Annotated in this window: 24 protein-coding genes and 1 riboswitch; of the genes, 5 read left to right on the forward strand and 19 right to left on the reverse strand. The window is 64.6% G+C overall.

Annotation, left to right across the window (positions count from 1 at the left end; translation table 11 throughout):
• From LB529_RS09550 to LB529_RS09560, 3 genes are all read right to left on the reverse strand, one after another.
• Positions 1 to 2300 (reverse strand): caspase family protein (locus tag LB529_RS09550; RefSeq protein WP_224710930.1); only part of this gene is annotated, 2300 nt, incomplete at its 3' end.
• Between the two features lie 168 nt (positions 2301 to 2468).
• The gene (locus tag LB529_RS09555; RefSeq protein ID WP_224710931.1) at positions 2469 to 3710 is read right to left on the reverse strand and encodes a class I SAM-dependent RNA methyltransferase; all 1242 of its coding nucleotides are present in this window, start codon (positions 3708 to 3710) and stop codon (positions 2469 to 2471) included.
• The gene (locus LB529_RS09560; protein WP_224710932.1) at positions 3707 to 4474 is read right to left on the reverse strand and encodes a TlyA family RNA methyltransferase; all 768 of its coding nucleotides are present in this window, start codon (positions 4472 to 4474) and stop codon (positions 3707 to 3709) included. Before LB529_RS09560 ends, LB529_RS09555 begins: the two co-directional genes overlap by 4 nt.
• 107 nt (positions 4475 to 4581) lie before the next feature.
• On the opposite strand from LB529_RS09560, the gene LB529_RS09565 reads away from it, so the two are divergent.
• Positions 4582 to 4983 carry a GFA family protein gene (locus tag LB529_RS09565; RefSeq protein WP_095767151.1) on the forward strand — a complete coding sequence of 134 codons (402 nt, stop codon included), beginning with the start codon at positions 4582 to 4584 and terminating at the stop codon, positions 4981 to 4983.
• Here the strand turns inward: LB529_RS09565 and LB529_RS09570 are convergent.
• From LB529_RS09570 to LB529_RS09595, 6 genes are all read right to left on the reverse strand, one after another.
• Positions 4980 to 5228 (reverse strand): hypothetical protein, encoded by a 249-nt coding sequence (locus LB529_RS09570; RefSeq protein WP_224711073.1) that lies wholly within the window; start codon positions 5226 to 5228, stop codon positions 4980 to 4982. The two genes, LB529_RS09565 and LB529_RS09570, sit on opposite strands and share 4 nt — an antisense overlap.
• 189 nt (positions 5229 to 5417) lie before the next feature.
• Positions 5418 to 7325, reverse strand: coding sequence for a 1-deoxy-D-xylulose-5-phosphate synthase (gene dxs, locus LB529_RS09575; RefSeq protein ID WP_224710933.1), 1908 nt, complete (start codon positions 7323 to 7325; stop codon positions 5418 to 5420).
• A gap of 260 nt (positions 7326 to 7585) precedes the next feature.
• Positions 7586 to 8506, reverse strand: a complete 921-nt coding sequence (locus tag LB529_RS09580) for a pirin family protein (RefSeq protein ID WP_140847990.1) — start codon at positions 8504 to 8506, stop codon at positions 7586 to 7588.
• A gap of 9 nt (positions 8507 to 8515) precedes the next feature.
• Positions 8516 to 8782 (reverse strand): DUF2277 domain-containing protein, encoded by a 267-nt coding sequence (locus LB529_RS09585; protein ID WP_095766753.1) that lies wholly within the window; start codon positions 8780 to 8782, stop codon positions 8516 to 8518.
• A gap of 193 nt (positions 8783 to 8975) precedes the next feature.
• Entirely contained in the window at positions 8976 to 9227 is a 252-nt protein-coding gene (locus LB529_RS09590; RefSeq protein ID WP_095766752.1) for an exodeoxyribonuclease VII small subunit, read from the reverse strand.
• A 3-nt stretch (positions 9228 to 9230) separates the two neighbouring features.
• A complete protein-coding gene (locus LB529_RS09595; protein ID WP_224710934.1) occupies positions 9231 to 10157 on the reverse strand; it encodes a histone deacetylase family protein in 927 nt (308 codons plus the stop codon).
• 115 nt (positions 10158 to 10272) lie between these two features.
• A riboswitch (cobalamin riboswitch) is annotated at positions 10273 to 10451 on the forward strand.
• Positions 10452 to 10493: 42 nt separating this feature from the next.
• On the opposite strand from LB529_RS09595, the gene bluB reads away from it, so the two are divergent.
• Positions 10494 to 11225, forward strand: coding sequence for a 5,6-dimethylbenzimidazole synthase (gene bluB / locus LB529_RS09600; protein ID WP_224710935.1), 732 nt, complete (start codon positions 10494 to 10496; stop codon positions 11223 to 11225).
• On the opposite strand, the gene LB529_RS09605 is transcribed toward bluB, so the two are convergent.
• Together LB529_RS09605 and LB529_RS09610 are read right to left on the reverse strand one after the other, a co-directional pair.
• Positions 11226 to 12209, reverse strand: coding sequence for a hypothetical protein (locus LB529_RS09605; RefSeq protein ID WP_224710936.1), 984 nt, complete (start codon positions 12207 to 12209; stop codon positions 11226 to 11228).
• Between the two features lie 131 nt (positions 12210 to 12340).
• The gene (locus LB529_RS09610) at positions 12341 to 12934 is read right to left on the reverse strand and encodes a TetR/AcrR family transcriptional regulator (protein ID WP_224710937.1); all 594 of its coding nucleotides are present in this window, start codon (positions 12932 to 12934) and stop codon (positions 12341 to 12343) included.
• Positions 12935 to 13054: 120 nt separating this feature from the next.
• Here LB529_RS09610 and LB529_RS09615 point away from each other — a divergent pair, with 120 nt between their 5' ends.
• Positions 13055 to 14275, forward strand: a complete 1221-nt coding sequence (locus LB529_RS09615) for an MFS transporter (protein ID WP_224710938.1) — start codon at positions 13055 to 13057, stop codon at positions 14273 to 14275.
• A 335-nt stretch (positions 14276 to 14610) separates the two neighbouring features.
• On the opposite strand, the gene ribB is transcribed toward LB529_RS09615, so the two are convergent.
• Positions 14611 to 15711 (reverse strand): 3,4-dihydroxy-2-butanone-4-phosphate synthase, encoded by a 1101-nt coding sequence (ribB, locus tag LB529_RS09620; RefSeq protein WP_224710939.1) that lies wholly within the window; start codon positions 15709 to 15711, stop codon positions 14611 to 14613.
• A 115-nt stretch (positions 15712 to 15826) separates the two neighbouring features.
• A complete protein-coding gene (gene aroC, locus LB529_RS09625; RefSeq protein WP_224710940.1) occupies positions 15827 to 16927 on the reverse strand; it encodes a chorismate synthase in 1101 nt (366 codons plus the stop codon).
• A 207-nt stretch (positions 16928 to 17134) separates the two neighbouring features.
• On the opposite strand from aroC, the gene LB529_RS09630 reads away from it, so the two are divergent.
• Positions 17135 to 17398 carry a DUF1344 domain-containing protein gene (locus LB529_RS09630; RefSeq protein ID WP_041002438.1) on the forward strand — a complete coding sequence of 88 codons (264 nt, stop codon included), beginning with the start codon at positions 17135 to 17137 and terminating at the stop codon, positions 17396 to 17398.
• A gap of 259 nt (positions 17399 to 17657) precedes the next feature.
• Here the strand turns inward: LB529_RS09630 and LB529_RS09635 are convergent, their stop codons facing one another.
• From LB529_RS09635 to LB529_RS09650, 4 genes are all read right to left on the reverse strand, one after another.
• Positions 17658 to 18245, reverse strand: coding sequence for a histidine phosphatase family protein (locus LB529_RS09635; protein ID WP_140845847.1), 588 nt, complete (start codon positions 18243 to 18245; stop codon positions 17658 to 17660).
• 106 nt (positions 18246 to 18351) lie between these two features.
• Positions 18352 to 19170, reverse strand: a complete 819-nt coding sequence (gene fabI, locus LB529_RS09640; protein WP_095766743.1) for an enoyl-ACP reductase FabI — start codon at positions 19168 to 19170, stop codon at positions 18352 to 18354.
• Between the two features lie 107 nt (positions 19171 to 19277).
• Positions 19278 to 20204 carry a DnaJ C-terminal domain-containing protein gene (locus LB529_RS09645; protein ID WP_095767150.1) on the reverse strand — a complete coding sequence of 309 codons (927 nt, stop codon included), beginning with the start codon at positions 20202 to 20204 and terminating at the stop codon, positions 19278 to 19280.
• Between the two features lie 116 nt (positions 20205 to 20320).
• Positions 20321 to 20782: an RT0821/Lpp0805 family surface protein gene (locus LB529_RS09650; RefSeq protein WP_224710941.1), complete on the reverse strand. Its 462-nt coding sequence runs from the start codon at positions 20780 to 20782 to the stop codon at positions 20321 to 20323.
• Between LB529_RS09650 and pdxH the strand changes: the two genes are divergently transcribed.
• Positions 20718 to 21437 carry a pyridoxamine 5'-phosphate oxidase gene (gene pdxH / locus LB529_RS09655; protein WP_411962463.1) on the forward strand — a complete coding sequence of 240 codons (720 nt, stop codon included), beginning with the start codon at positions 20718 to 20720 and terminating at the stop codon, positions 21435 to 21437. The two genes, LB529_RS09650 and pdxH, sit on opposite strands and share 65 nt — an antisense overlap.
• 21 nt (positions 21438 to 21458) lie before the next feature.
• Here pdxH and LB529_RS09660 read toward each other — a convergent pair whose 3' ends face one another.
• Both LB529_RS09660 and LB529_RS09665 read right to left on the reverse strand, forming a co-directional pair.
• Entirely contained in the window at positions 21459 to 22211 is a 753-nt protein-coding gene (locus tag LB529_RS09660) for a crotonase/enoyl-CoA hydratase family protein (protein WP_224710942.1), read from the reverse strand.
• Positions 22212 to 22230: 19 nt separating this feature from the next.
• Positions 22231 to 24000: an acyl-CoA dehydrogenase family protein gene (locus LB529_RS09665; protein WP_224710943.1), complete on the reverse strand. Its 1770-nt coding sequence runs from the start codon at positions 23998 to 24000 to the stop codon at positions 22231 to 22233.
• Positions 24001 to 24435 lie beyond the last annotated feature (435 nt).

The raw sequence follows: 24435 nt of genomic DNA on the forward strand, positions 1-24435 counted from the left end.
TTGCGTGTCAGCTTCCTCGGTCTGCCTTCGTTCTGGCCGGACAACGCATTCGGATTGTTCTTCCCGAACCTCTGCTGAGCGTTCTGCCCGTTCTCGCCCGGCGCGCCATTGACGGTCGGCAGCTTGCGGAGCTTCTTACCTCTATCGCCTCCGTTGACCGTGCCTTGATCGCTCGGGCCGACAGCTGTCTGGCCTGCCGACAGATCCTTGCGTGTCAGCTTCCTCGGTCTGCCTTCGTTCTGGCCGGACAACGCATTCGGATTGTTCTTCCCGAACCTCTGCTGGGCGTTCTGCCCGTTCTCGCCCGGCGCGCCATTGACGGTCGGCAACTTGCGGAACTTGTTATTCTTGTCTTGACCGTTGACGGCTCCGTTCTGCTGGTCATTGCCCCTAACGGGGGCGCCGGCATTCCCGGTAGCCTGCTGGTTGCCACTCACCGTGCCTTGCTTGCCCAGCACCTTCCTGTTGGGCGCGTTCTGGCCGTTGAGCACCGGCTTGCCGTTGACAAGCGGCAGCGCTTTGCCGTCAGCTCCCGGCAAGGCGTGATCGGTCGAGAGCTTGCCCATCGTCCTCGCCTGCGGCGTCGCACCCAGCTGCTGGCCCTGCGTGACAGCCTGGCCCGGCTTCAGCGATTGCGGCGTCGCACCAGGCTGCTGGCCCTGCGTGGCAGCCTGGCCCGGCTTCGGCGGCTGGCCGCCCTGGTTTTGCCTGAACAGCACCGCCCTTTTCTGCAGCACCGGCGGCAGCGCCACCTTGGCCGCCAGTGCGGCCGCGCCCGCGCCAGCCGCCATCTTCTGCCCGAGGGTGAGACCGCTCGGTGCGTTGGCGCTCGGCTGTCCAGCCTGATTGGCCGGCTCGTTGTTGATCGTCGTGTTGTTGATGACGGTCGTGTTGTGAATGTTGTTGAAGATGATGTCGTTCGGCGGCGGCACGATGTCACGCGGCGGCCTCACCCAGACCGGCACGGGGACGAAGACCGGCGTCGGCAGGACGTAGACATCGACCGGCGGCGGGGGCGGCGGCAGCACGACGAAATCCGGCGGCGGCGGCGGCAGGAATATCACGTCGATCGGGGGCGGCGGCTCAAAATCGAAATCGGGATCGTCGAAATAGAGCACCGGACGATCGACATAGATGATTTCCTCCGGCGGTGGCGGCGGCACGTCGTAGACGATGACAGTGAAGCTCGTCGGTGGCTCGAGCTCGGCGTCGAAATGCTCCAGCCGGCGGCGCGCGTCCCAGGCATGCAGCCCGTGCGGATAGCGCTCGAGGTACGACCAATAGGCCTCCGGCGTATCCCGCAGCCATGTTTCGCGCCAGGTGATCGCCTCGCGCCGCGCAGCGATGATGGCGCGCACACGCTTGGCCATCGGATCGTGCGGATAGGCGACGAGGAATTCCTCGTAGCCGCGCATGGTGTCGCGATCGAGTGCCGCGACATAGGCGTCATGCGCATTGAAGTCGCGGATCGGCCTGGTCCGGTTGGCCCGTTCTTCGGCCTCCGAAACCTTCGGCGGCGGCGCGTCCGGAGCGCGTTCGAAGAAGACGAAAGGCGTGTTGATCTTCGAGGCGTCCCACGGGATTTCGGCGCCTTGCGTCACCTCGTTGACGCGTAGCCGCGTGCGGTCGAAAACATCGTCAAGCGACAAGCCGCCTTCGCGCATCATCTCGGCGAGCGCCTGAGCATAGGCGCCGTATGGGCCTTTACCTTCCGGCGCAACCGTTCCAGGCGCCGCGTTGAACGCAATCAGCATGTTGGGATCGGGGTCGACCAGCGCGAGACCGCTGGCCAGCGGCTGGCTCATTTTCGGAAGCGCATTCGGCCGAGCCGCGTCGAGAACGACGATATTGACCTTCGCCGGCAGTCCCGCCAGGGACCTGGTGATATCGGAGAGCCGCATGGCTTGCAGCGGCACGTCGGCCGGATTGGCGATCTGGGCATCGACCGGCAAGAAATAGTTCTCACCTTCGAACTGCACGCCGCGGCCGGCGAGGTATACGAAAACGGTCGCGTCCGGACCGGCGGCGGAAACCTTTCCAAGGAAATCGCGCAGCGCGCCACGCAATGATTCCTGGTCGACATCGCGCGCGCCGACGACATCGAACCCTGCTGCCTGCAGGGTCTGCGCGATCAGACCGGCGTCATTCGCGGAGGTGACCAGCGCATCCGACGGATAGGCGGCGTTGCCGATGACGAATGCGAGACGCTTCTGCTGTTGGGCGAGCGCGCCCGTCGTGGACGCGACGGCGAACGCGATGAGAACGACGACAAGGCCGATGACTTTCCGAAGCGAGCGCATTGCAATCCGCCATCCTTGTCCGCCATTTCGTCCAACGCGACAACGCCGGAGAGGCAGGAATGTTTCCCTAACCGCAGAATTAAGACCCTGCAAAAAGGCGGCTTTAGGGCGCAATTTCGTCGAAAGAACAGAGGCTTCACAATTTTCACGCGAGCCTCCGGCCGCGAGCTACCGCCGCCGCTTCGGCTTCTCCAAAAGCGCGACGGCCTCGACATGCGCCGACCACAGGAACTGGTCGATCGGCGTGACGCTCTTCAGCGTGTAGCCACCATCGATCAAGATGCGCAGGTCGCGTGCCAGCGTCACCGGATTGCAGGACACCGCGGCGACCAGCGGCACGTCGGAGCGGGCGATCTGCTTCGACTGGTCCTCGGCGCCGGCGCGCGGCGGATCGAAGACCAGCCCGTCGAAGGCGTTCAACTCCTTGAAGGTCAGCGGCCGGCGGAACAGGTCGCGGCGTTCGCTGGTCACCCGCTTCAGGCCGCTGGCAAAGCGGAAGGCGCGATCGAGCGCGGCAAGCGCCGGCGCATCGCCCTCGACGGCATGGACCTCGGATTGCGCGCCGAGCCTGAGCGCGAAGCTGCCGCAGCCGGCAAACAGGTCCGCGACCTTCCTGGCGCGCGACAGATGCTGGCCGACGAGGCTTGCCATCGCCCGCTCGGCGGCCTCCGTCGCCTGCAGGAAGGCGCCCGGCGGCACGGCGACCGCGACGGGCCCGAACTGCACCACCGGCTTCTTCGGCTCGACGACGATCTCGCCGTCGACGGAAAGCCGCGCCAGGCCTTCGGCCATGACGAAATTGGAGGCGATACGGCGCTGATGGTCGCCAAGCTTGCCGGCATCGTGCACAGCCACGTCGAGGCCTGAAGCGGTGACGGTCACCGTCATATGAAATGCCTTCGGGGTGGCGCAGACCAACCCGGCCAGGGCGCGCAATTTATCAAGCGCCGAGACGATCGCGGGCAGCGAGATCGGGCATTCCTCGATCGGGATGATCTCGGAAGACAGCGCGCGCACGAAGCCGAGCAGCATGCCGGCATCCGTGCGCCTGGCGCTGAAGGTGACGCGGCGGCGGGTGTGCGGCGCGCAAGGCACCAGCGCGGCGATCTCGCAAGCGATGCCCTTGGCCTTCAGCGCCTGCACAACCTTCTCGCGCTTCCATTGCCGGTAGGCTTCGGCCTCGTAATGCTGCAGCGCGCAGCCGCCGCATTCGGTGAAATGGCGGCAGGCCGGGTCGATCCTGAGCGGCGAGGCTTCCAATACCGACATCAGCGCGGCGCGGTCCTTCTGGCGCGCGGCCGTTACCGTTTCGCCCGGTAGCGTGAACGGGATGAAGACCTCCCCGCCTTCGGCATTGGCGATACCGTCGCCCTGCAAACCGAGCCTCGCGATGGTGAAGCGTGTGCTCATCGCTCGTCCTTCATGGCGGCGAGCAGGAACTCGCGGTTGCCGTCGCCGCCTTCGATCGGCGACGGCTCGAGTCCCAGCACGCGCCAGCCGGGAACGCCAGCCAGCCAGTCGCGCAAATTTGCGGCAATGCGCCCGGCATCGCCCGGATCCTTGAGCAGGCCGCCCTTGCCGATGGCCTCGCGGCCCGCCTCGAATTGCGGCTTGACCAGCAGAACTGCCTTGGCGCCCTCACCTGCCAATCCCAGCGCCGGCGGCAGCGCCAGCTTCAGCGAGATGAAGCTGACGTCACAGACAAGGAAAGCAGGAACGCGGCCGCCGAGATCGGCTGCCGTCAGATCGCGCGCGTTCAGTCCTTCGATCACTGTGACACGCGGGTCGCCGGCAATGTCTTGATGGATCTGGCCGTGACCGACATCGATCGCCATGACATGGGCCGCGCCGCGCTCGAGCAGCACCTGGGTAAAACCGCCGGTCGAGGCGCCGATGTCGAGCGCCTCGCTGCCGGAAGGATCGAGGCCGAAATGGTCGAGGCCGGCGATCAGCTTCAACGCGGCGCGCGATACATAGGCCCGCGCCGGATCGTCGATGGCGACCAGGCAGTCCGGCGCGACGGGCTGGCCGGGCTTGCGGGCGACGGCGCCGTCAACCGTCACCGTGCCGCGCTCGATCGCGTCGCGGGCGCGCGAACGGCTGGCAAACAGACCGCGCCCAACGAGCAATTCGTCGAGCCGCTGGCGCCGGCTGGCTGGCAAAGGGGAACTCATCGGCCTTCATTGGCGAAAGCCGGGCGCGAACGCAATGGTTGAATATGGCGCAAGAGGCTGCAGAATGCCGAGAGGGACAGGCGGTTCGTCAGCCGGTGGAGGTGGCAATGCTGAGGGGTACCTGTCATTGCGGCGCAGTTCATTGGACGCTGGAAGGCGATCCCGGTGGTATCACCGCATGCAATTGCACGCTTTGCCGCCGCTACGGAGCGCTCTGGGCCTATGACTATGTCGATGAGCGCATCCGCGTCGCCGGACCGCTGAAATCGTACACACGCGCCGAGGTGGCGGAGCCCGCGCTGGAAATCCTGTTCTGTCCGACCTGCGCCTGCGTGGTCGCCTGGCGTGGCCTGCGCTCCGGCGAAAGCGGCCGCACGCGCATCGCTGTCAATGTCAGGCTTGCGCCGCCCGAGGAGGTCGCCGACCTGCCGATCGACCATTTCGACGGCCTCGACACTTTTGACGACCTGCCGCGCGACGGCCGCTGCGTGCGCGATATGTGGTTCTAAAAAATGGTGCGCGAAACCTGGCGCTCGATGGCGTGCATCAGGCCGTCATTGCCGGAGGCTTGCTTGCGCGGCGGCTCAACCGGAGTGGGCGCGACGGGACCTGCATCCGGCAGCACGACGAGTTGAGGAACCTGCTTATAGGAGAAGCCGCCGCGAATATTGCCCATCTTGCCGGCAACGATATCCAGCACCGCCTTTTCGAGATTGCGGTCGTAACGTGTTTCGGCTGCCGCCGACGCCGTCACGGCCGCCAAAAGGGCTACTCCGCACAGAAGCGTTTTCATTTTTGGTTGTCTCCCTGCCTGGCTCGAGCTTCTAGCAGGGCGCCGTTGAAAATCGGCCAAGAGACAGGGTAAGCGAACCGCCAAACGGGAGCGTTAACAGATACCTACATCTGGCATCCGGCAAAACGATTCACCGCTTGAAGCTCTGATTCAGGCGCGCTGCGCCTGCACGCCGCGACCGAGCGCGGCGAAGACGGTGCGTACGATGCCTGCCGAATCCAGCCCGGCATCGGCATACATCTTCTCCGGCTTGGCATGGTCGGTGAACGCGTCCGGCAGCACCAGCGGGCGCACCTTGAGGCCGCTTTCGAGAAGGCCTTCATGGGCGAGGAAGTGCAGCACCTGGCTGGCGAAGCCGCCGATGGCGCCCTCTTCCACGGTCACCAGCACCTCATGCGAACGGGCGAGCCGCCGGATGAGATTCTCGTCCAGCGGCTTGGCGAAGCGGGCGTCGGCAACGGTGGTGGAAAGACCGGCAGCGCCAAGTTCCTCGGCCGCCAACAGGCAATCCTGCAGCCGCGTGCCGAAGGAAAGCAGCGCGACCTTGGTCCCTTCCTTGAGGATGCGGCCCCTGCCGATCTCGAGCAGCGAGCCGCGCTCCGGCATGTCGACGCCGATGCCGTTGCCGCGCGGATAGCGGAAGGCGATCGGGCCGTCATCATAGGCCGCCGCGGTGCGCACCATATGGCGAAGCTCCGCCTCATCGGCGGCGGCCATGACGACGAAGCCCGGCAGCGTGGTCAGGAAGGTCGTATCGAAAGCGCCGCAGTGGGTGGCGCCGTCGGCGCCGACGAAACCGGCGCGGTCGATGGGAAAGCGTACCGGCAGTTTCTGGATCGCCACATCATGGACGACCTGGTCATAGGCGCGTTGCAGGAAAGTAGAATAGATGGCGGCAAAAGGCTTGTAGCCTTCAGTAGCAAGGCCGGCGGCGAAGGTCACCGCATGCTGCTCGGCAATGCCGACATCGAAAGTTCGCTTCGGAAACACCTCGCCGAAGAGATCGAGGCCGGTGCCGCTCGGCATGGCGGCGGTGATGGCGACGATGCGGTCGTCCTCGCGCGCTTCCTGGATCAGGCTTTCGGCGAAGACCTTGGTGTAGGCGGGCGCGTTGGCCGGCGCCTTGGCCTGCGCGCCGGTGATGACGTCGAACTTGTTGACGCCGTGATATTTGTCGGCTGCGGCTTCCGCCGGCGCGTAGCCCTTGCCCTTCTGGGTCACGACATGGATCAGCACCGGGCCTTTGCCATTGTCGCGGACGTTCTTCAGCACCGGAATCAGATGTTCGAGATTGTGCCCGTCGATCGGACCGATGTGATAGAAGCCGAGCTCCTCGAACAAGGTGCCGCCGGTGACGTAACCACGCGCATGCTCGACCGCACGGGTGATGGCGCGGTCGGCGCGCTTGCCGAGATAGGATGTCAGCTTCTTGCCGAAATCGCGCAGGCCGAGATAGGCCTTGCCAGAGGCGAGCCTCGCCAGATAGGCGCTCATGGCGCCGGTCGGCGGCGCGATCGACATGTCGTTGTCGTTGAGGATGACGATCAGCCGGGCGTCGAGCGCGCCGGCATTGTTCAGCGCCTCGAAGGCCATGCCGGCCGACATCGAGCCGTCGCCGATGACCGAAATGACATTGTTGCGGCCGCCCGACAGGTCGCGGGCCATGGCCATGCCGAGACCGGCCGAAATCGAGGTCGAGGAATGCGCGGCGCCGAACGGGTCGTATTCGCTCTCGGCCCGCCGGGTGAAACCGGAAAGGCCGCCTTCCTGGCGCAGCGTGCGGATACGGTCGCGGCGGCCGGTCAGGATCTTGTGCGGATAGGCCTGGTGGCCGACGTCCCAGATCAGCCGGTCCGCCGGCGTGTTGAAGACGTAATGAAGCGCAACCGTCAGCTCGACGACGCCGAGGCCTGCGCCAAGATGGCCGCCGGTCTGCGAGACAGCGTCGATGAGCTCGGCGCGCAATTCCGCGGCAAGCTGCGGCAGCGCGCTCTCATCAAGCGTCCGCAAATCCGCCGGAATGCGGACCTTGTCGAGCAGCGGCGTGTCTGGCTTCACTCGGGCGCGTCCTGCCTTATCGATCGAACACGGCGCTACCAGCAGATTGCGCCATAATCATGCGCGGCAATAGTCCGCCGGCGGGCGAATGTAAATGTGCGTCAGTGACGCGTGCTACGCTGCAAGGTGTATTGAGATTCAGGTCAGGCCGCGCCGAAAATGATGGATTCCGAGAACCGGAGCGTACTCAAAGTACGTGAGCACCGGAAGCGCAGGAAACCGGCATTTGCAGGCCGGCCTCACCTGAATATCAACACACCTTAGTTCTCGGGCAGCGGGATGAACTCTTCCTCATCGCCAGGAACGATATCGAAGCGGCCCGTCTTCCATTCCTGCTTGGCCTGCTCGATGCGTTCCTTGGAGGACGAGACGAAATTCCACCAGATGTAGCGCTTGGAGCCCAGCGAAGCGCCGCCGAACAGCATGAAATGCGCGCCGCGCTCGGAGGAAACGACTATCTCCTCGCCCGGCTTGAACACCAGGAGCCGCTCGGCCGGGAAAACATCGCCGGCGATCGAGACGTCGCCTTCTAGCGTGTAGATGGCGCGCTCCTCGGCATCGGCCGGAATCTTCACGCTGGCACCGGCGGCCAGCCTGAGATCGGCGTAGAGCGTGTCGGAAGCGGTGGCCACGGGCGAGCGAAGGCCTGAGAACGCGCCAATGACGACGCGGCCGCTGACACCCTCGGCATCGATCTGCGGCAGGCGGGCCACCGACGTGTTCGCGAACACCGGAGCGATCTCCTCCTTGCCGTCGGGCAGCGCCAGCCAGGTCTGCAGGCCGGAGACCGACATCGGCGCGCCGCGCAATTCCTGCGGCGTGCGCTCGGAATGAACGATACCGCGCCCCGCGGTCATCAAATTTACGTCGCCGGGCGCGATCACCATTTCGGTGCCGAGCGAATCGCGATGCCTGATCCTGCCGTCGAACAGATAGGTGACGGTGGAAAGCCCGATATGCGGATGCGGGCGCACGTCGAGCGCGTGGCCGGCGCGCAGGATCGCCGGGCCCATGCGGTCGAAGAAGATGAACGGCCCGACCAGCCGGCGCTTCGCTGTCGGCAAAGCGCGGCGCACCTCGAAGCCGCCAATGTCCTTGGCGTTCGGAACGACCATCAGCTCGATCTGGTCGCAGGCGAAGGCATCGCCGGGTTCAGGATCGTTTCCCGGAAAGAAGCTCATGTCGGATCCTCAGGCGAAACGCAGCGCCGACCTGGCCTTCGCCTTGGCAGCTTCTTCCTCGCGGTTGCGCGGTTCCTGATTGGTTTCGAGCGAATCGATCAATTCGCGCGCGACAGCGGCGATCGCCTCGACGGCATGGTAGAAGGCATGCTCGTTGCGCTTGGACGGCTTGGTCGAGCCGCTCAGCTTGCGCACGAATTGCAGCGCTGCGTCATGCACTTCGTCATTGGTCGCCGGCGGCTCGAAATTGGCCAAGGTCTTGATGTTGCGGCACATGGCTTGAACTCCTTACCTGCTTTCTTTGCCCTTACCCGGTCTGAGATCATCCGCTGAGGTGTTGAGATTCAGGTCAGGCCGAGCCGAAAATGGTGGTTTCCGAGAACCGGAGCGGAGCGTACTTGAAGTACGTGAGCACCGGAAGCGCAGGAAGTTGCCATTTGCAGGCCGGCCTCACCTGAATATCAACACCTCAGTCGGCGTCCAGCGGTTCAGTTCCCACCGGCTTGCCGTCGCGCGACAGCCTGATCTTCTCGACCTTGTCCTCGGCCGCTTTCAGCAGCCGGTCGCAATGCGCCTTCAGCGCCTCGCCGCGCTCATAGATCTTGATCGACTGGTCGAGCGGAACGTCGCCGCGCTCAAGATCATCGACGATCTTCTCCAGCGCGTCGAGCGCCTGTTCGAAGCTCATCGCCTTGACGTCCTCATTGCCTTCCAATGCCATACCCTATCCCTTCATCAGCCGCCCGACATGGGCGGCGACTGAAAATGCCAGTCCCTGCAGATCGTAGCCGCCTTCCAACAGGCTGACGAGCCTGTTGGAGCTATGGCGCCCGGCGCGTTCCATCAATTGCCCGGTCGCCCAGTCGAAATCGTCCTCGGTCAGGTTGATCTCGGCCAACGGGTCGCGATGGTGCGCATCGAAGCCGGCGGAAATGATGATCAGGTCCGGCGCGAACGCGTCGATCGAGGGCAGCACGCGCGACAAGAAGGCGTCGCGGAAGAGATCGCTGCCGGTCTGCGGCGCCAGCGGCGCGTTGACGATATTGCCGGCGCCGGTCTCGCTCTTCGCGCCGGTGCCTGGGTAAAGCGGCATCTGGTGCGTCGAGCAGTAGAGAACCGACGGGTCGTCCCAGAAGATGTCCTGCGTGCCGTTGCCGTGGTGGACATCCCAGTCGACGATGGCGACGCGCTCGGCCTGGTGTTTCTTCTGCGCGTATCGGGCGGCGATCGCCGCCGTGTTGAACAGGCAGAAGCCCATTGCCGTGGTCTTTTCGGCATGATGTCCAGGCGGACGCGCGGCGACGAAGACGTTTGCCGCACGGCCCTCGAAGACGTCGTCCACCGCCGCGTTGGCACCGCCGATCGCCGTCACCACGGCCTGCCAGCTTTTCGGGCTGGCGCTGGTATCGGCGTCGATCGACACGATCCCGCTCTCAGGGATCGCCCCGCGCACGCGCTCGACGAAATCCTCCGGGTGCGCATAGAGGATGGTTTTCTCGTCGCCTTCCGGCGCCTTGACGCGGTCGAGCGCCGCAAAAGCCTCGTCATCCAGCACGCGCTCGATGGCGCGCAGGCGGTCTGGCCGCTCGGGGTGACCGGGCGGCGTGAGGTGTTCGAGGAAGATCGGATGCGTGTAGAGACGGGTGGTCATGGCGCCTAATCTAGGGGCCTATGCCCGCAATGACCATGTTTGGCAGCCGAATGGCTGGGGAAAATCGCGTCTTGCCGTGTCGCTAACGCCATTGGCGCGGCCCAAGCTTCGCTGTAAGGTCGCGTCGCTGCCTGGTGCCCGCGACGCGGGAGAATCGGGAACACGGTTGAATTCCGTGGCGTGCCCAACACTGTAAGGGGGACCGCGCCGGCAAACGCCACTGTCGAAGACGGGAAGGCGCCGGATGCGGGACGATCCCGAGCCAGAAGACCGGCCCGGCAGACATGGTTTTCCGCTTGGTCAGGCGGGGAACTGCTTGTCGCAAGGGGAAAAGCGATGACGGCAGCAGCGATCGCCACGAGCGGCGACGACTTTGACCAATTGGCGCGCGACGCGGTCTACCGGGCCATGTTCACCAGGCGCGACGTGCGCAGCCATTTCGTCCCCGACGATCTCGATGACAATGTGCTGGCGCGGCTCATCACCGCCGCGCATCACGCCCCGTCGGTCGGCTATATGCAGCCGTGGAATTTCATCGTCATCCGCGATGCCGAGCGGCGCAGACAAGTGCGCGACCTGTTCCTCGCCGCGCGCGAGCAGGAGTTGCCGGCGATCGAGGCGGAACGGCAGGCGCTCTACCGCAAGCTGAAACTCGAGGGCATTTGCGAAAGCGCGCTCAACCTGTGCATCACCTGCGACCGGCAGCGGTCGAAGGATTCGCCGCTCGGGCGTTGGCACAATCCGGAGATGGACCTCTACAGCACCGTCTGCGCGGTGCAGAATTTCTGGCTGGCGGCGCGGGCCGAAGGTGTCGGCGTTGGCTGGGTGAGCATCATCGAGACCGAGGCACTGAAGCGGCTTCTCGCGATCCCGGAGCATGTCACGCCGATCGCCTATCTGTGCGTCGGCCGCGTCTCGGCCTTCGCGCCGAAGCCGGACCTCGAGGCGCATGGCTGGGGCAAGCGCCTGCCGCTGCCCGAACTGGTCATGAGCGAGACGTTTCGGGGCGCCGGCGAGGCGCCGCTTAAATCGGCAATCGCAAAGCTCGGCAGCGCATCAAAGCCGTGATCAGGCGGCCCTCGGCGTATCCCAGCGCGAGCCGCCGCCGAAAGAGCCCAGCGCCTTGTCGCGCAGTTCCCTGAATTTGGACGAGGTCTCGGCGAGCCGGCGGTCCCATTCGGGATTGGGCGCCTGGCCTTCGATGGCATCGAAATAGACCTGCATCAGCGAGGCGATGGCGAAGGGCTCGATGAAGGCTGCCTTGAAGGCCCAGGCGAAGACGATGGCCAGCACGAAGGCCCAGCCGGCAAGCTGGCCCGGCATGACCCACAGAATGGCCGCCGCGGGCGCCAGCATCAACAGGAAGATGACGAAGGACACGCCCCACATGATCGCCGCCAACCAGACGGCGTTCTTGACCATGTGCTTGCCGTTCTGCGCGTAGAGCACGACGCCTTGCCTTGCCGTCTCGAAAGGCGAGCTCGAATTGATGCGGATATTGTAGCCGAGGATGATTTCGTCGACATAGGTCAGCGACAGGCGGATCACCGTGTTGATGAAGCTGACGATGCCGCTCAGGCCCGGAATGGGCAGGAAGGCGGCGATGCCGCCGATCAGGCCGGTGATGGCTCGGATGGCGCCCTTGACCAGCTGGTCGACGACGAAAAGGATGTTGGCCTCGGCAAAACGCTGGGTGACCACTTCCTTCGCGTAGGCGATCTGGCCCTGGCCGTCGGGGACATCTTGGCCGTCGATCAGATGCACCATGACGGCGATATGGCCCGCTTTCAACACATAGAGGATGTATTCGCGTATCCAGTAGACGGCGATCGAGACGACGCCGAAGCCGACCACGCCACCCCACAGCGCGAAGGACATCGGGCCGTCGGGATCGGTGGAGATGTGGCCGACGCCGTAGCCGACGCTGGCGCCCGTACCGGTCGCCATGATGTAGGCGACCGTGATGCCAAAATAGACGATCATGCGAAAGACGATGAACGGCCATGTCCGCATCATGATCGACACGGATCTGGCGATGCTGAAGTCCCACATGGCCCCGACTCCCCTCACCTTCAGAGTTGGCGGTGGAGGATGCGCTCGCCCCGGCGATTGTCAATCGCGGCAGGGTTGCGCCGGCCCGAAACCGGTGCATAAGCCGGTGGCTTGATTACCCGAGCGTGCCGTCAAGGCTTCTTTCGCAAGCCTTCGAGCAACTGCTTGAAGGCCGTGATCGCTTTTTTCGAGGCCGCCTCGGGGTCCGTCGAATTGGCGATGCGCTGCGCGGCCTGGCTGCTGGCGCCATTGATCAGCCGTGAGGTCGTCTCGGGATCAAGCTCCGGAACGACCTCGCCCTCTTCCTGCAGCCTGGTCAGATGGTTGGTCATCGAGGCGGTGCAGGCGCTGGCATTCGGCCACTGCGCCGGATCGCCGAGCACCGCCGGGCCATCGCGGAACATGATCCGCTGGATTTCCGGCTCGAGCGCCATCTCGATATAGGTGGTGCATTCGTCGACGAAATGCTGCCAGCGGGTGGGCGCTTTCGAAGCCACCTCGTTCACCCGCACAGCCATTTCGCCGTCGATCTCGGCGATCACCGCCTGCAGCAGTCCCTTCTTGTCACCGAAATGATGGTAGAGCGCGCCGCGCGTGAGGCCGGCCGACGCGGTGAAATCGTCCATCGAGGCCTCGGCATAGCCGATCGTGCCGAAAGCATGGCGAGCGGCTGCGATCAGCTTGGCGCGCGTCTCGGCGATCATCTCCTTGCGCGGTCTGTGCATGGTTCTGGCCCTATTCACATACGCATCGTATGCCAATTGACATACGTGACGTATGAACTATCTCACAGTCATACGCAGCGTATGTAATTTTAGTATGCGCCGTTGTCGAGGAGCAGGATCATGCGAAACCCTTATTCGGACATCTTTCGGGCTCCCGGCACGAAAGGCTTTGCCGCGGCGGCTTTCATCGCGCGCTTGCCGATCGCCATGGCCCCGATCGGCATCGTGGCGATGCTGTCGCAGACGCATGGCGAATACTGGCTGGCCGGCGCCGTCTCGGCGACCTACGCGCTGGTCAATGCTTTCCTGTCGCCGCAAGGGTCGCGGCTGGTGGACCGACGTGGCCAGACGGCGATCGCAGCACCCATGACGCTCGTCTCGGTGCTTTCCTTCGCGACATTGATCGTCGCGGCCAACCAGCACTGGCCTATCTGGACGTTGTTCAGCTCGGCGCTACTTGCCGCCGCCATGCCCAGCATCCCGGCGCTGGTCCGGGCGCGCTGGACCGAGATCTTCCGCGACCGGCCGGAGCTCAACACGGCGTTCGCCTTCGAATCGGCCGCCGACGAACTGGTCTATGTCGCCGGCGCCTCGCTGTCGGTGGGCTTGAGCGCCGCGCTGTTCCCGGAAGCCGGCATGGTGGTCAGCACATTGCTGCTTGCGCTCGGCTCGGCGGCATTCCTGCTGCAGCGCTCGTCCGAGCCGCCGGTCCGCCCGGCCGAACATGGCGCGGCCGGCTCGGCGATCCGCCTGCGGCCGGTGCAGATCATCACCTTCGCACTGATATTCGTCGGCGCGACCTTCGCCACGACGGAAGTGACGACGGTGGCGATCACCAAGGAGCTTGGCCAGCCTGAGGCGGCGAGCCTCGTCATCGGCGTCTATGCACTGGGATCCTTCGTGCTGGGCATCATCGTCGGCGCGCTCAGCCTCAAGGTGCCGCTGCAGCGGCAATTGGCCCTTGCAGTCAGCGTGATCGCGCTCACCACCTTGCCGCTCCTCTTCGTTGACACGGTGCCGACTCTGGCGCTGGCGGTGTTCGTCAGCGGCGTCGCGATCTCGCCGACCTTCATCACCGCCTTCGGCCTGATCGAGCGCCACGTGCCGCCGGCGATGCTCACCGAAGGCGTCACCTGGGTGACGACCGGCATCGGCATCGGCATGGCGCTGGGTTCCTTCGCCGCCGGCTGGATGGTCGACACTTTCGGTCCGCAGAACGGGTTTTGGGTTTCGGTCGCGGCCGGCGCCGTCGCGCTCGTCACCGTGCTCGCCGGTCAATGCCGGTTGGCGACGGACGATTGCGATGTGGACAGGGGCGAGGCGGTGGTTCCGGCGGAGTGATCGAACGAAGCGTCCAGCACTCGTTTCGCCAGCGTTCGGAATTGGCCGAGACCCTCGCGACTTCGTCATCCACGGGCGGAGCGACGCGAAGCGGAGCGCAGACCCGAGGATCCATTCCGTGACCTTGATCATAGAGCGCAGCGGAGCAGAATTCTGAACCGTCGCGGCGCTTCGAGGTCACGGAATGGATCCTCGGGTCTGCGCGCGTCGCTTCGCTCCTTGCTCCGCCCGTGGATGACGACGTCGCGGAGGCTTCCGCCAATCGCCTGCGTCGCGGAGGCTTCCATCAATCAGACTGCCGCTAGGACCTCTGGCGCGTCAGGTCCTTCGACGGACTACAGAATCTCCGTTTTGGCGATATGGATGCCAAATCCTTCAAGACCGACATAGTGGCGCTCGCGCGAGGCGATCAGGTTGATCGAGGAGATGCCCAGGTCCCTGAGAATCTGGGCGCCAAGGCCGATCTCGCGCCATTCGTTCTCGCGGCGGCGGGCTTCTTCGTGGTCCTCGCGCTCGCCGCTCGCGGGCCGCTTACGCTCCTGATGGGCGACACCGACCGAGCCTTCACGCAGATAGACGATGACGCCGCGCCTGCGCTCGCCCATCGCCCTCATGATGCCGTCGAGCCGGTGGCTGGTGCCGAAGACGTCGGTGACGACATCTTCCGAATGCAGCCGTACCGGCACCTCCTCGCCATCGCGGATGTCGCCGAAGACGACCGCGAGATGGTGCATGGAATCCCAGGGCAGCGTGTAGGTGAAGGCCTGGGCCTTGCCGCCGGGCGTGTCGATGTCGGAGCAGGCGACGCGTTCGACCAGCGTCTCCTTGCGCTGGCGATAGGCGATGAGGTCGGCGACCGAGACCTGCTTCAGCCCATGTTCCTCGGCAAAGGCCTGCACTTGCGGCCCGCGCTTGACCGTGCCGTCGTCATTGACCAGTTCAGAGATGACGCCGACCGGCGGCAGACCGGCGAGCTTGCAGAGATCGACCGCGGCCTCCGTATGGCCGGAGCGCATCAAGACGCCGCCTTCGCGCGCGATCAGCGGGAAGATGTGGCCGGGACGCACGAAATCCGACGGGCCGACATTGCCATTGGCAAGGTTGCGCACGGTGAGCGTGCGGTCGTCGGCGGAAATGCCGGTCGTGGTGCCATGCTTGAAATCGACGCTGACGGTGAAGGCGGTGGTGTGCGCGGAATCATTATCCGCCACCATCGGCGCAAGGTTCAGCCGCCTCGCGTCCTCGCGCAGCATCGGCGTGCAGACGATGCCGGAGGTGTTGCGGACGATGAAGGCCATCTTCTCCGGCGTGCAATGGACGGCGGCGACGATCAGGTCGCCCTCGTTCTCGCGCCCGTCATCGTCCATGACGACGACGATCTCGCCGCGCTCGAAGGCGCGGATCGCTTCGACGATCTTCTTCTGGTCGTATGGCATCGGCGCTCGCTTCGCTCGCAAGGGAGTAGGGGAATAGGGCAGTAAGGGAATAGGGGAAGGAAAAAGTTTTGGCCACCGGGCAAGCGTTGGCCTACTGCCCCACTGCCCTATTCCCCTACTCCCTTCCTGTCTGTCCTCTGTGCCGCAGATAATGATCGGCGATCGCGCAGGCAACCATGGCCTCGCCGATCGGCACGGCGCGGATGCCGACGCACGGGTCGTGGCGGCCCTTGGTCACCACCTCGACATCCTTGCCGTCCTTGTCGATCGACTGGCGCGGGGTCAGGATCGAGGAGGTCGGCTTGACGGCGAAACGGGCCACAATCGCCTGTCCTGTCGAGATGCCGCCCAGTATGCCGCCGGCGTTGTTGGACAGAAACACTGGCTTGCCGTCATTGCCCATGCGCATCTCGTCGGCGTTCTGTTCGCCGGTGATGCGGGCCGCCTCGAAACCATTGCCGATCTCGACGCCCTTGACGGCGTTGATCGACATCAGGCCGGACGCGATGTCCTGGTCGAGCTTGGCATAGATCGGCGCGCCGAGGCCGGGCGGCACGCCGTCGGCGACGATCTCGATCACCGCGCCGACCGAAGAGCCGGCCTTGCGGATGCCGTCGAGATAGGCGGTGAAGACCGGGACCGAGGCCGGATCCGGGGTGAAAAACGGGTTTTCGGCGTCGCCGACGAAATTCCAGTTCCAGTTGGCGCGGTCGATGGACTTTTCGCCCATCGACACCAGCGCGCCGCGCACCACCATGCCGGGCACTATCCGGCGCGCCAGGGCGCCGGCCGCCACCCGCGCTGCCGTCTCACGCGCCGAGGAGCGGCCGCCGCCGCGGTGATCGCGCAGCCCGTATTTGACGTCGTAGGTGTAGTCGGCATGGCCCGGCCGATACTGGCGGGCGATCTCGCCATAGTCCTTGGAGCGCTGGTCGACATTCTCGATCAGCATCGACACCGGCGTGCCAGTGGTGATCATCGTCTCGCCGTCCTCGTCGAGGATGAAGCCGGACAGGATCTTGACCTCGTCCGGCTCGCGGCGTTGGGTGACGAAGCGCGACTGTCCGGGCCGCCGGCGGTCGAGCTCGGCCTGGATATCCTCGCGCTTGAAGCGGATGCCGGGCGGGCAGCCGTCGACAACGCAGCCGAGCGCGGCGCCATGGCTTTCACCCCAGGTGGTGACTCGAAAGAGGTGGCCGAATGTGTTGTGCGACATGAGGATACGCCCTGCCCGGTGAGGGAACCCGGTTAAGGCTGCCTTCTATTGGCGTTTTCCACAGTGGTCAAACGCTGATCGGGTGTGCATCAAACTGTGATGTGGCGGATTTAGTTTTGACACATTCGGTTGGTTTCTGCTCTCTTCCCATCCGCCGTTGAGGACCCGCCGCTGACAAGCCGGCGCAATGACCTAAAGAGGACGACGATGCGTACCCTGATTGGCGCGGCCTGCGCCATGTTGCTGATTTCCACCGCCGCCGCGTTCGCCGGCCAGACCGAAGGCCTGATCAAGAAGGTCGACAAGGACACGCTGACGCTGACGCTCGACGACGGCAAGGCCTACAAGCTCAACGCCGAGACCGACATCGACTCGCTGAAGCCCGGCATGGACATCGTCATCGCCTATGACGTGACCAATGGCGAGAATGTCGTGACGGACATGCAGTTGCCCGACAGCGACCAGAACTGAATTCAGGTGAGGCCGGCCTGCAAATGGCGGCTTCCTGCGCTTCCGGTGCTCACGTATGAAAAGTACGCTCCGCTCCGGCCTTCGCCGGCCGAAGCTCTCATGAGGGTCTCCGCGCTATGAAGGCTACGGCCGGCGTAGGCCGGTTCTCGGAACCCACCATTTTCGACTCGGCCTGACCTGAATTCGCCAGGCCGCGCCTAGCGTCTCCGCGACGGAGCTTCGCTCCTGCTTCGCCCTAGAATGACGAAGCGGAGTGCCTTCAAAGCCACTCCAGGCTGCGGCCCTCCAGCCGGAGCAGGCGGTCCTGCGGGACATCGAGGCTGGCGGCCTCCTCCTTGGAAATGCCAGTGACCAAGCGGAAGAAGCAGCGCATGACGCCGCCATGGGTGACGCAGACCGTCGGCCGGCGTAGCGCGTCCAGCCACGGCTTTATCCGCTCGAGCAGCATTTCGTAGCTTTCCGCGCCCTCGCCCGGCGGCTGGAAATCCCACTTCGCTGCGCGGCGACTTTTGGTCGAACCCGGGACACGCTTTTCGAGTTCGGCAAAGGTGAAACCCTGCCAGTCGCCGAAGCTTAGCTCCACCAGGCGTGGATCGGTGCGGTAGGCGGAAGGATCGAGCCCCATCGCAGCGCGCATCAGCTCCATCGTCTCGCGCGTGCGCCGCATCGGGCTGGCGACAAAATCGAAATCCGCAGGATTTCCGATGAGTTCCGCCAACCGTCGGCCGTTTTGCGTCGCCTGCTCGCGGCCAAGTTCGTTGATATCGGTATCGGCCTGGCCCTGCAGGCGGCGCTCGGCATTCCACTCGGTCTGGCCGTGACGCGCGATGTAGACGAGCGGATACATCAGGTCTTCCAAGGTCGGGCGCTTTTTGCTTTTCAAGCAATTCCGGACGGAAAACCGCTTCGCACTTTTCCTGGAAGTTGCTTGGACGCTGGATAAGCGGAGAGGATCAGTCCTTGACGGTCGAGATATCCGGCGCGTCGACCGCCTTCATGCCGACGACATGGTAGCCGGAATCGACATGATGAACCTCGCCGGTCACGCCGCGCGACAGGTCCGACAGGAAATAGACGCCGGAATCACCGACCTCTTCCTGGGTGACCGTCTGCTTCAGCGGCGAATTGTACTCGTTCCACTTCAGGATGTAGCGGAAATCGCCGATGCCGGAGGCGGCCAGCGTCTTGATCGGACCGGCGGAGATCGCGTTGACGCGGATCTTCTTGGCCCCGAGATCGACCGCGAGATAGCGTACGCTGGCCTCGAGCGCCGCCTTGGCGACGCCCATGACGTTGTAATGTGGCATCACCTTCTCGGCGCCGTAATAGGTCAGCGTCAAAAGCGAGCCGCCATCGGTCATCAGCGGCTCGGCGCGCTTGGCGATGGTGGTGAAGGAATAGACCGAAATGTCCATGGTCCGCAGGAAATTGTCGCGCGTCGTCTCGACATAACGGCCGGTGAGCTCGTCCTTGTCGGAAAAGGCGATGGCGTGGACGAGGAAGTCGAGCTTGCCCCAGTGCTTGGCGATGTCGGCGAAGACCGCGTCGAGGCTTTCCGGGTCGGTGACGTCGCAATGGCCTGCGACATGCGCGTTGAGTTCGGCCGCGAGCGGCTCGACGCGCTTCCTGAAGGCCTCGCCCTGATAGGTCAGAGCGATTTCGGCGCCGTGATCGACGCAGGCCTTGGCGATGCCGAAAGCGATCGACCGATTGTTGGCGACGCCCAGGATCAGGCCCCGCTTACCGGCCATCAGGCCCTGTCCACCCGCCATGTGCAAGCTCTCCGCAAGAATATCTGCTTTGTGGAGAGCCTATCGCACAGGCACAAAGCCCCTTCAAGCGCTCAAAAGACACTGCAACAGGAACAAAATTCCCTCAATCAGCCTTTTCTGCGGCGCATCAGGGCCTCGAGCTCGGCATCGCCGCCCTCCGGCAGCATCAGCCGAACATGGGCATAGAGATCGCCATGGCCGCCTGCCTTTTCCGGCAGGCCCCTGCCCTTGAGGCGCAGCACCTTGTCCGAGCTCGACCATGCGGGCACGTTGACCGCGAGCTTGCCGGTCGGCGTCTCGACCGCCACTTTGGCGCCAAGCACCGCATCGGCCAGATCGACGGGAAGATCGACATGCAGGTCGCGGCCTTCGATGCGATAGCGCGAATGGCGGCGGATGTGGATCTTGACCAGCGCGTCGCCAGGCTGGCCCGGACCCTGCTCGCCCTGGCCCTTCAAGCGGATCGTCTGGCCATCCTCGACATAGGCCGGCAGCTTGACCGCCACCTTGCGGCCGTCGGGGAACATCGCCGTCACCTTATCGGCGGTGGCTGCCTCCTCGACGCTGATATCCATGGTGACGTTGAGGTCCGCGGCCTGGACCGGCTGACGGCGGTCGGCCCGGCCGGCGCCGCGGGCGCCGGAGAAGGCATCGCCAAAAATCTGGCTGAAGATGTCGCTGTTGCCGTCGAACGGATCGCCGCCCGGGCGCCCGCTGCGAAATTCGAAATGCGCGCCGCCGGGGCCTTGCTGACGGCGGAATCCGGCAAACGGATCGCCGCCGGCTGCGCCTTCAAAGCCCTGGAATTTAGGCTTGCCGTCGGCGTCGATCTCGCCGCGATCGTAGGCGGCGCGCGTCTTCTCATCGCCGACGATCTCGTAAGCCTGGTTGGCGGCGGCAAAACGGTCCTTCGCCTTCGGATCATTCGGATTCTGGTCCGGATGATACTTCTTGGCGAGCTTGCGGTAAGCCGATTTTATGTCCTTGGCCGATGCGTTCTTGGCAACGCCCAGCACCTCATAGGGGTCGCGCATGCTTCCTGCCTGCATGAGAGAATGGATTTATGAGTCGCCTCCTATATGCGCTCGCATAGGAAGAAATTCCAGTGGCGCAAGGGCAATTGGCGCCCGAAAATCAGAGTGCCGGACAATCAGAGCGCCTTGAATTCATGCATGCGCCAGCCGCCGGCCTCGGCTAGGCACAGCTCGCCCTTGTAGAGGGCGACGCCGTCGAAGCTCTCGCGCGTGGCGCTGAAGCGGCGACAGGTCAGGCCGCCATCCTTCAGTTCCACCAGTTCGGTGATCGCGCCGCGGGACCCGGTCCCGGCATTGGCCCATGGCACCGCTTGGCCGGCAAGCTCCTTCAAGTCGGCGGAGGAAACGGCGTTGCCGATGGTGGTCTGGTCGGAGTCCTTATCAGCCGCCGGGGCAGCCGGCGACGACGGCGCGCTGGAGGTGATGATCGAGCGGTCGACGTCGGCCTTTTCGAGGCTGAAGCCGCCGGCACCGCAAGCGGCAAGCGGTAGCGCCAACGTCACGACCACAGCCTTGACGCTGGCAGAAGCGATAACGCCCCATTGCCTGCTGTCAAAAGCTTGCGCGATACGCGACAATCGGCCAACTCCTCCCGCAACGGTAAAAATTCGGAAAACTATGAACGAAACTGAGTTAACAAGCAGTGACTTCACCGAGGCCGCGGAGCCGTTCAGGCTCTTTGCCGCATGGCTGGAGGACGCCACCAAAAGCGAGCCCAACGATCCCAACGGCGTGGCGCTGGCAACCGTCGACGCCGACGGCATGCCGGATGTGAGAATGGTGCTGCTCAAGGGGTTCGACGAAAAGGGATTTGTCTTCTACACGAATTTCGAGAGCGCCAAGGGCCGCGAGATTCTTGGCAGCATGAAGGCGGCGATGTGCTTCCACTGGAAATCGCTGCGCCGCCAGGTGCGGATACGCGGGCCGGTGGAGATCGTCAGCGACGCCGAGGCCGACGCCTATTACGCGACACGCCCGCGCGGCAGCCGCATCGGCGCCTGGGCCTCGAAACAGTCGCGGCCGCTGGAGAGCCGCTTCGCGCTGGAAAAGGCGGTAGCCGAATACACGGCGCGCTACGCCATCGGCGAGATCCCGCGACCGAAACATTGGTCGGGTTTCCGCATCCTGCCGCAGACAATCGAGTTCTGGCAGGACAGGCCGTTCCGCCTGCACGACCGCATCCTTTTCTCGCGCAACGCCGCCGGCTGGGACAAGACGCGGCTTTATCCTTGAACGGTGCCGCAGGCGAAGGGCTCAGCCCTTCTTGCGCGTCATGAACGCAGTCAGCGCCGCGCACGCCTCGTCGGAGGTCAGCCGCTCGCGGAAATGTTCGCTTTCGACCTCGATGCGGGCGATCAATTCTTCGCGCGGCGCGCGCATCAGGTCGCGCGCGATCTTCAGCGCCTCAGGCGGCTTGGCCGCGATGTCGGCGGCGGCCGCCAACACGGCGCTTTCGAGGGAGTCTTCCGCGACGACATCGTAGATCATACCCGCGGCCTTGGCGCGCTCGGCCGAAAAGCCTTCGCCCAGGCCGAGCAACGCGAAGGCGCCCTGCCGGCCAAGCAGCCGCGGCGCGATCAGACTGGAGCCGGCTTCAGGCACCAGGCCGAGATCGACGAAGGGCGTGCGGAACAGCGTGCGCGGCGTGGCGAAGGTCAGGTCGCAATGCAGGTTGAGCGTGGTGCCGATGCCGACGGCGATGCCGTCGACGCCCGACACCATCGGCTTTTCGGCCTTGGCCAGCGCCATCAGGAAATCCCAGACCTCGTTGCCGCCCTCGCCGCCTGTGGCGATGACCAGGAAATCGGCCAGGTCGTTGCCGGCGGAAAAGGCGCCTGGAACGCCGAGGAAGACATGGACGCGGACCGCCGGATCGGCATCGCCTTCGGCCAGCGCCGCCGACATCTTCGCATACATGGCGCGCGTCAGCGCGTTCTTCTTGTCCGGGCGGTTGATGCGGATGATCTGCACGGCGCCCTGGCGCTCGACGAGGATATGGTCTGTCACGATTTTTTCCTTGTGAACGTCAAGCGGAAATCAGTTGCTTGCCGGCGGCGGCGAGGCTCTCGGCGCCATTGACGACACGCTCCTTCAGGGCGCGCGTCTCGCCGAGCAGGTTCTCGGCAAAGAAGCGGCAGAGCGCGACGCGGCCGCGGTCGGCCAGCCCGGCCTGCGCCAGATAGGCGCCGCCGGCAGCGAGCGAGATCAGGCGCAGATAGGGCGTGGCACCGGCCATCGCGGCGTCGGTCTTGCCATCGGCCATGAGCTTCTGCAGGAACCGCGTCGCCTCTTCGAGATCGGCCAGCGCACGGTCGAGATTGTCGGCGGTGCGGCCGAAACCCTCAATGTTGGAGATGCGCACCGCATCGGCCACCGCTTTCAATTCGCCGATATAGGAATGCACATGCTCGCCGCCGCCGAGCGGCAGCTTTCGCGCCACAAGGTCGATCGCCTGGATGCCGTTAGTGCCTTCATAGATCGGCGCGATGCGCGCATCGCGATAGAGCGCGGCGGCACCGGTCTCCTCGATGAAGCCCATGCCCCCGTGCACCTGGACACCGATGGAGGCGACCTCGACGCCGACATCGGTCGAGAAGGCTTTAGCGAGCGGCGTCAGCAGGTTGGCGCGGTCGCGCCAATTGGCGGCGGCCTCGCCCTGGTCGACGCGCGCGCGGTCGATGGCGTGGGCGCAGGAATAGGCGATCGAGCGCGCGATCTGGGTCAGCGCCTTCATGGTGAGCAGGTTGCGCTGTACATCGGGGTGATGGACGATCGGCGCCATGCCAGCGCCCGTATAAGCGGAAACCTTGCCTTGGCGGCGCTCGTTGGCATAGGCGATCGCCTTCTGCGTGGCGGTCTCGGCCACCGCCACGCCCTGCATGCCGACGGCAAGGCGGGCGTTGTTCATCATGGTGAACATGCAGGCCAGACCCTTGTTCTCCTCGCCGATCAGCCACCCGATGGCGCCGGGTGTGGAGCCTCGAAAACCGTCGCCGTAGATCATGGTGCAGGTCGGCGAGGCATGGATACCGAGCTTGTGCTCGAGGCCGGAACAGAAGACGTCGTTGCGGGCGCCGAGCGAACCGTCGTCGTTGACGAAAAACTTCGGCACCAAAAACAGCGAGATGCCGCGCGTGCCGGCCGGCGCGTCGGGCAGCCTGGCCAGCACCAGATGCACGATGTTGTCGGTGAAATCGTGCTCGCCGTAGGTGATGAATATCTTCTGCCCGAAGATGCGGTAGGTGCCGTCGCCGACCGGCTCGGCGCGCGTACGCAAGGCCGCGAGGTCCGAGCCCGCCTGCGGTTCGGTCAGGTTCATCGTCCCCATCCACTCGCCGGAGACGAGTTTTGCCAGGTATTTGGCCTTGAGTTCCTCCGAGGCGTGTTTGTCGAGCGCCTCGACCGCGCCCATGGTCAGCGTCGGGCCGATGCCGAAGGCCATGGCGGCGGAGTTCCACATTTCGAGCGCGGCGACGCCGAGCATGGTCGGCAGGCCTTGGGCGCCGAATTCTTCCGGACCGGACAGCGCGTTCCAGCCGCCTTCGATCCAGCGCCGGTAGAGTTCCTTCCAGCCGGGCGGCGTGGTGACGGCGGCGTCCTTCAGCACAGCGCCTTGCTCGTCGCCGATCTTGTAGAGCGGAGCAACCTCCTCGCTGGCGAAACGGCCGGCCTCGGCCAGGATCGCGTCGACAAGGTCCTCGCCGAGATCGCCAAAAATGCCGGCGTCAAGCGCCGGCTTCAGCCCCGCCACCTGCTTCAGCGTGAAGGCGATGTCCTCGACCGGCGCGCGATACATGTCTGCTCCTCCCATTCCGGCCGAGCGTAGGCGCATGGCCGAAGCGAAGCCATCCACCTTTGGGCCGGCCTCACGCCTTCTTTTTACGTAAACGTCAACTTTTGTCACGCGGATTTTGCTTGGACTTCGTCATCCACGGGCGGAGCGGGAGCACCGCGAACGCGTAGAGCCGAGGATGGGCCTGACAACCGGAAAACCGCGTCCGCTTTTCCTGGATTACCAGCCGGATGTAATTCGGCGTAGAATTTTGAATGGTAATTGCAACATTGAGATTGGCCGTGGCCTTCGCGATTTCGTCATTCTATGGCGGAGCAAGGAGCGAAGCGACGCGCGCAGACCATAGATCCATTCCGTTACTTTGAGGCGCTTCTACGGTGCAGAATTCTACTCCGCTGCATCCCACGGCCAAGGTCACGGAATGGATCCTCGGGTCTA

Origin of the sequence: Mesorhizobium sp. CA5, from assembly GCF_020165105.1 — a bacterium.
GTDB lineage: Bacteria > Pseudomonadota > Alphaproteobacteria > Rhizobiales > Rhizobiaceae > Mesorhizobium.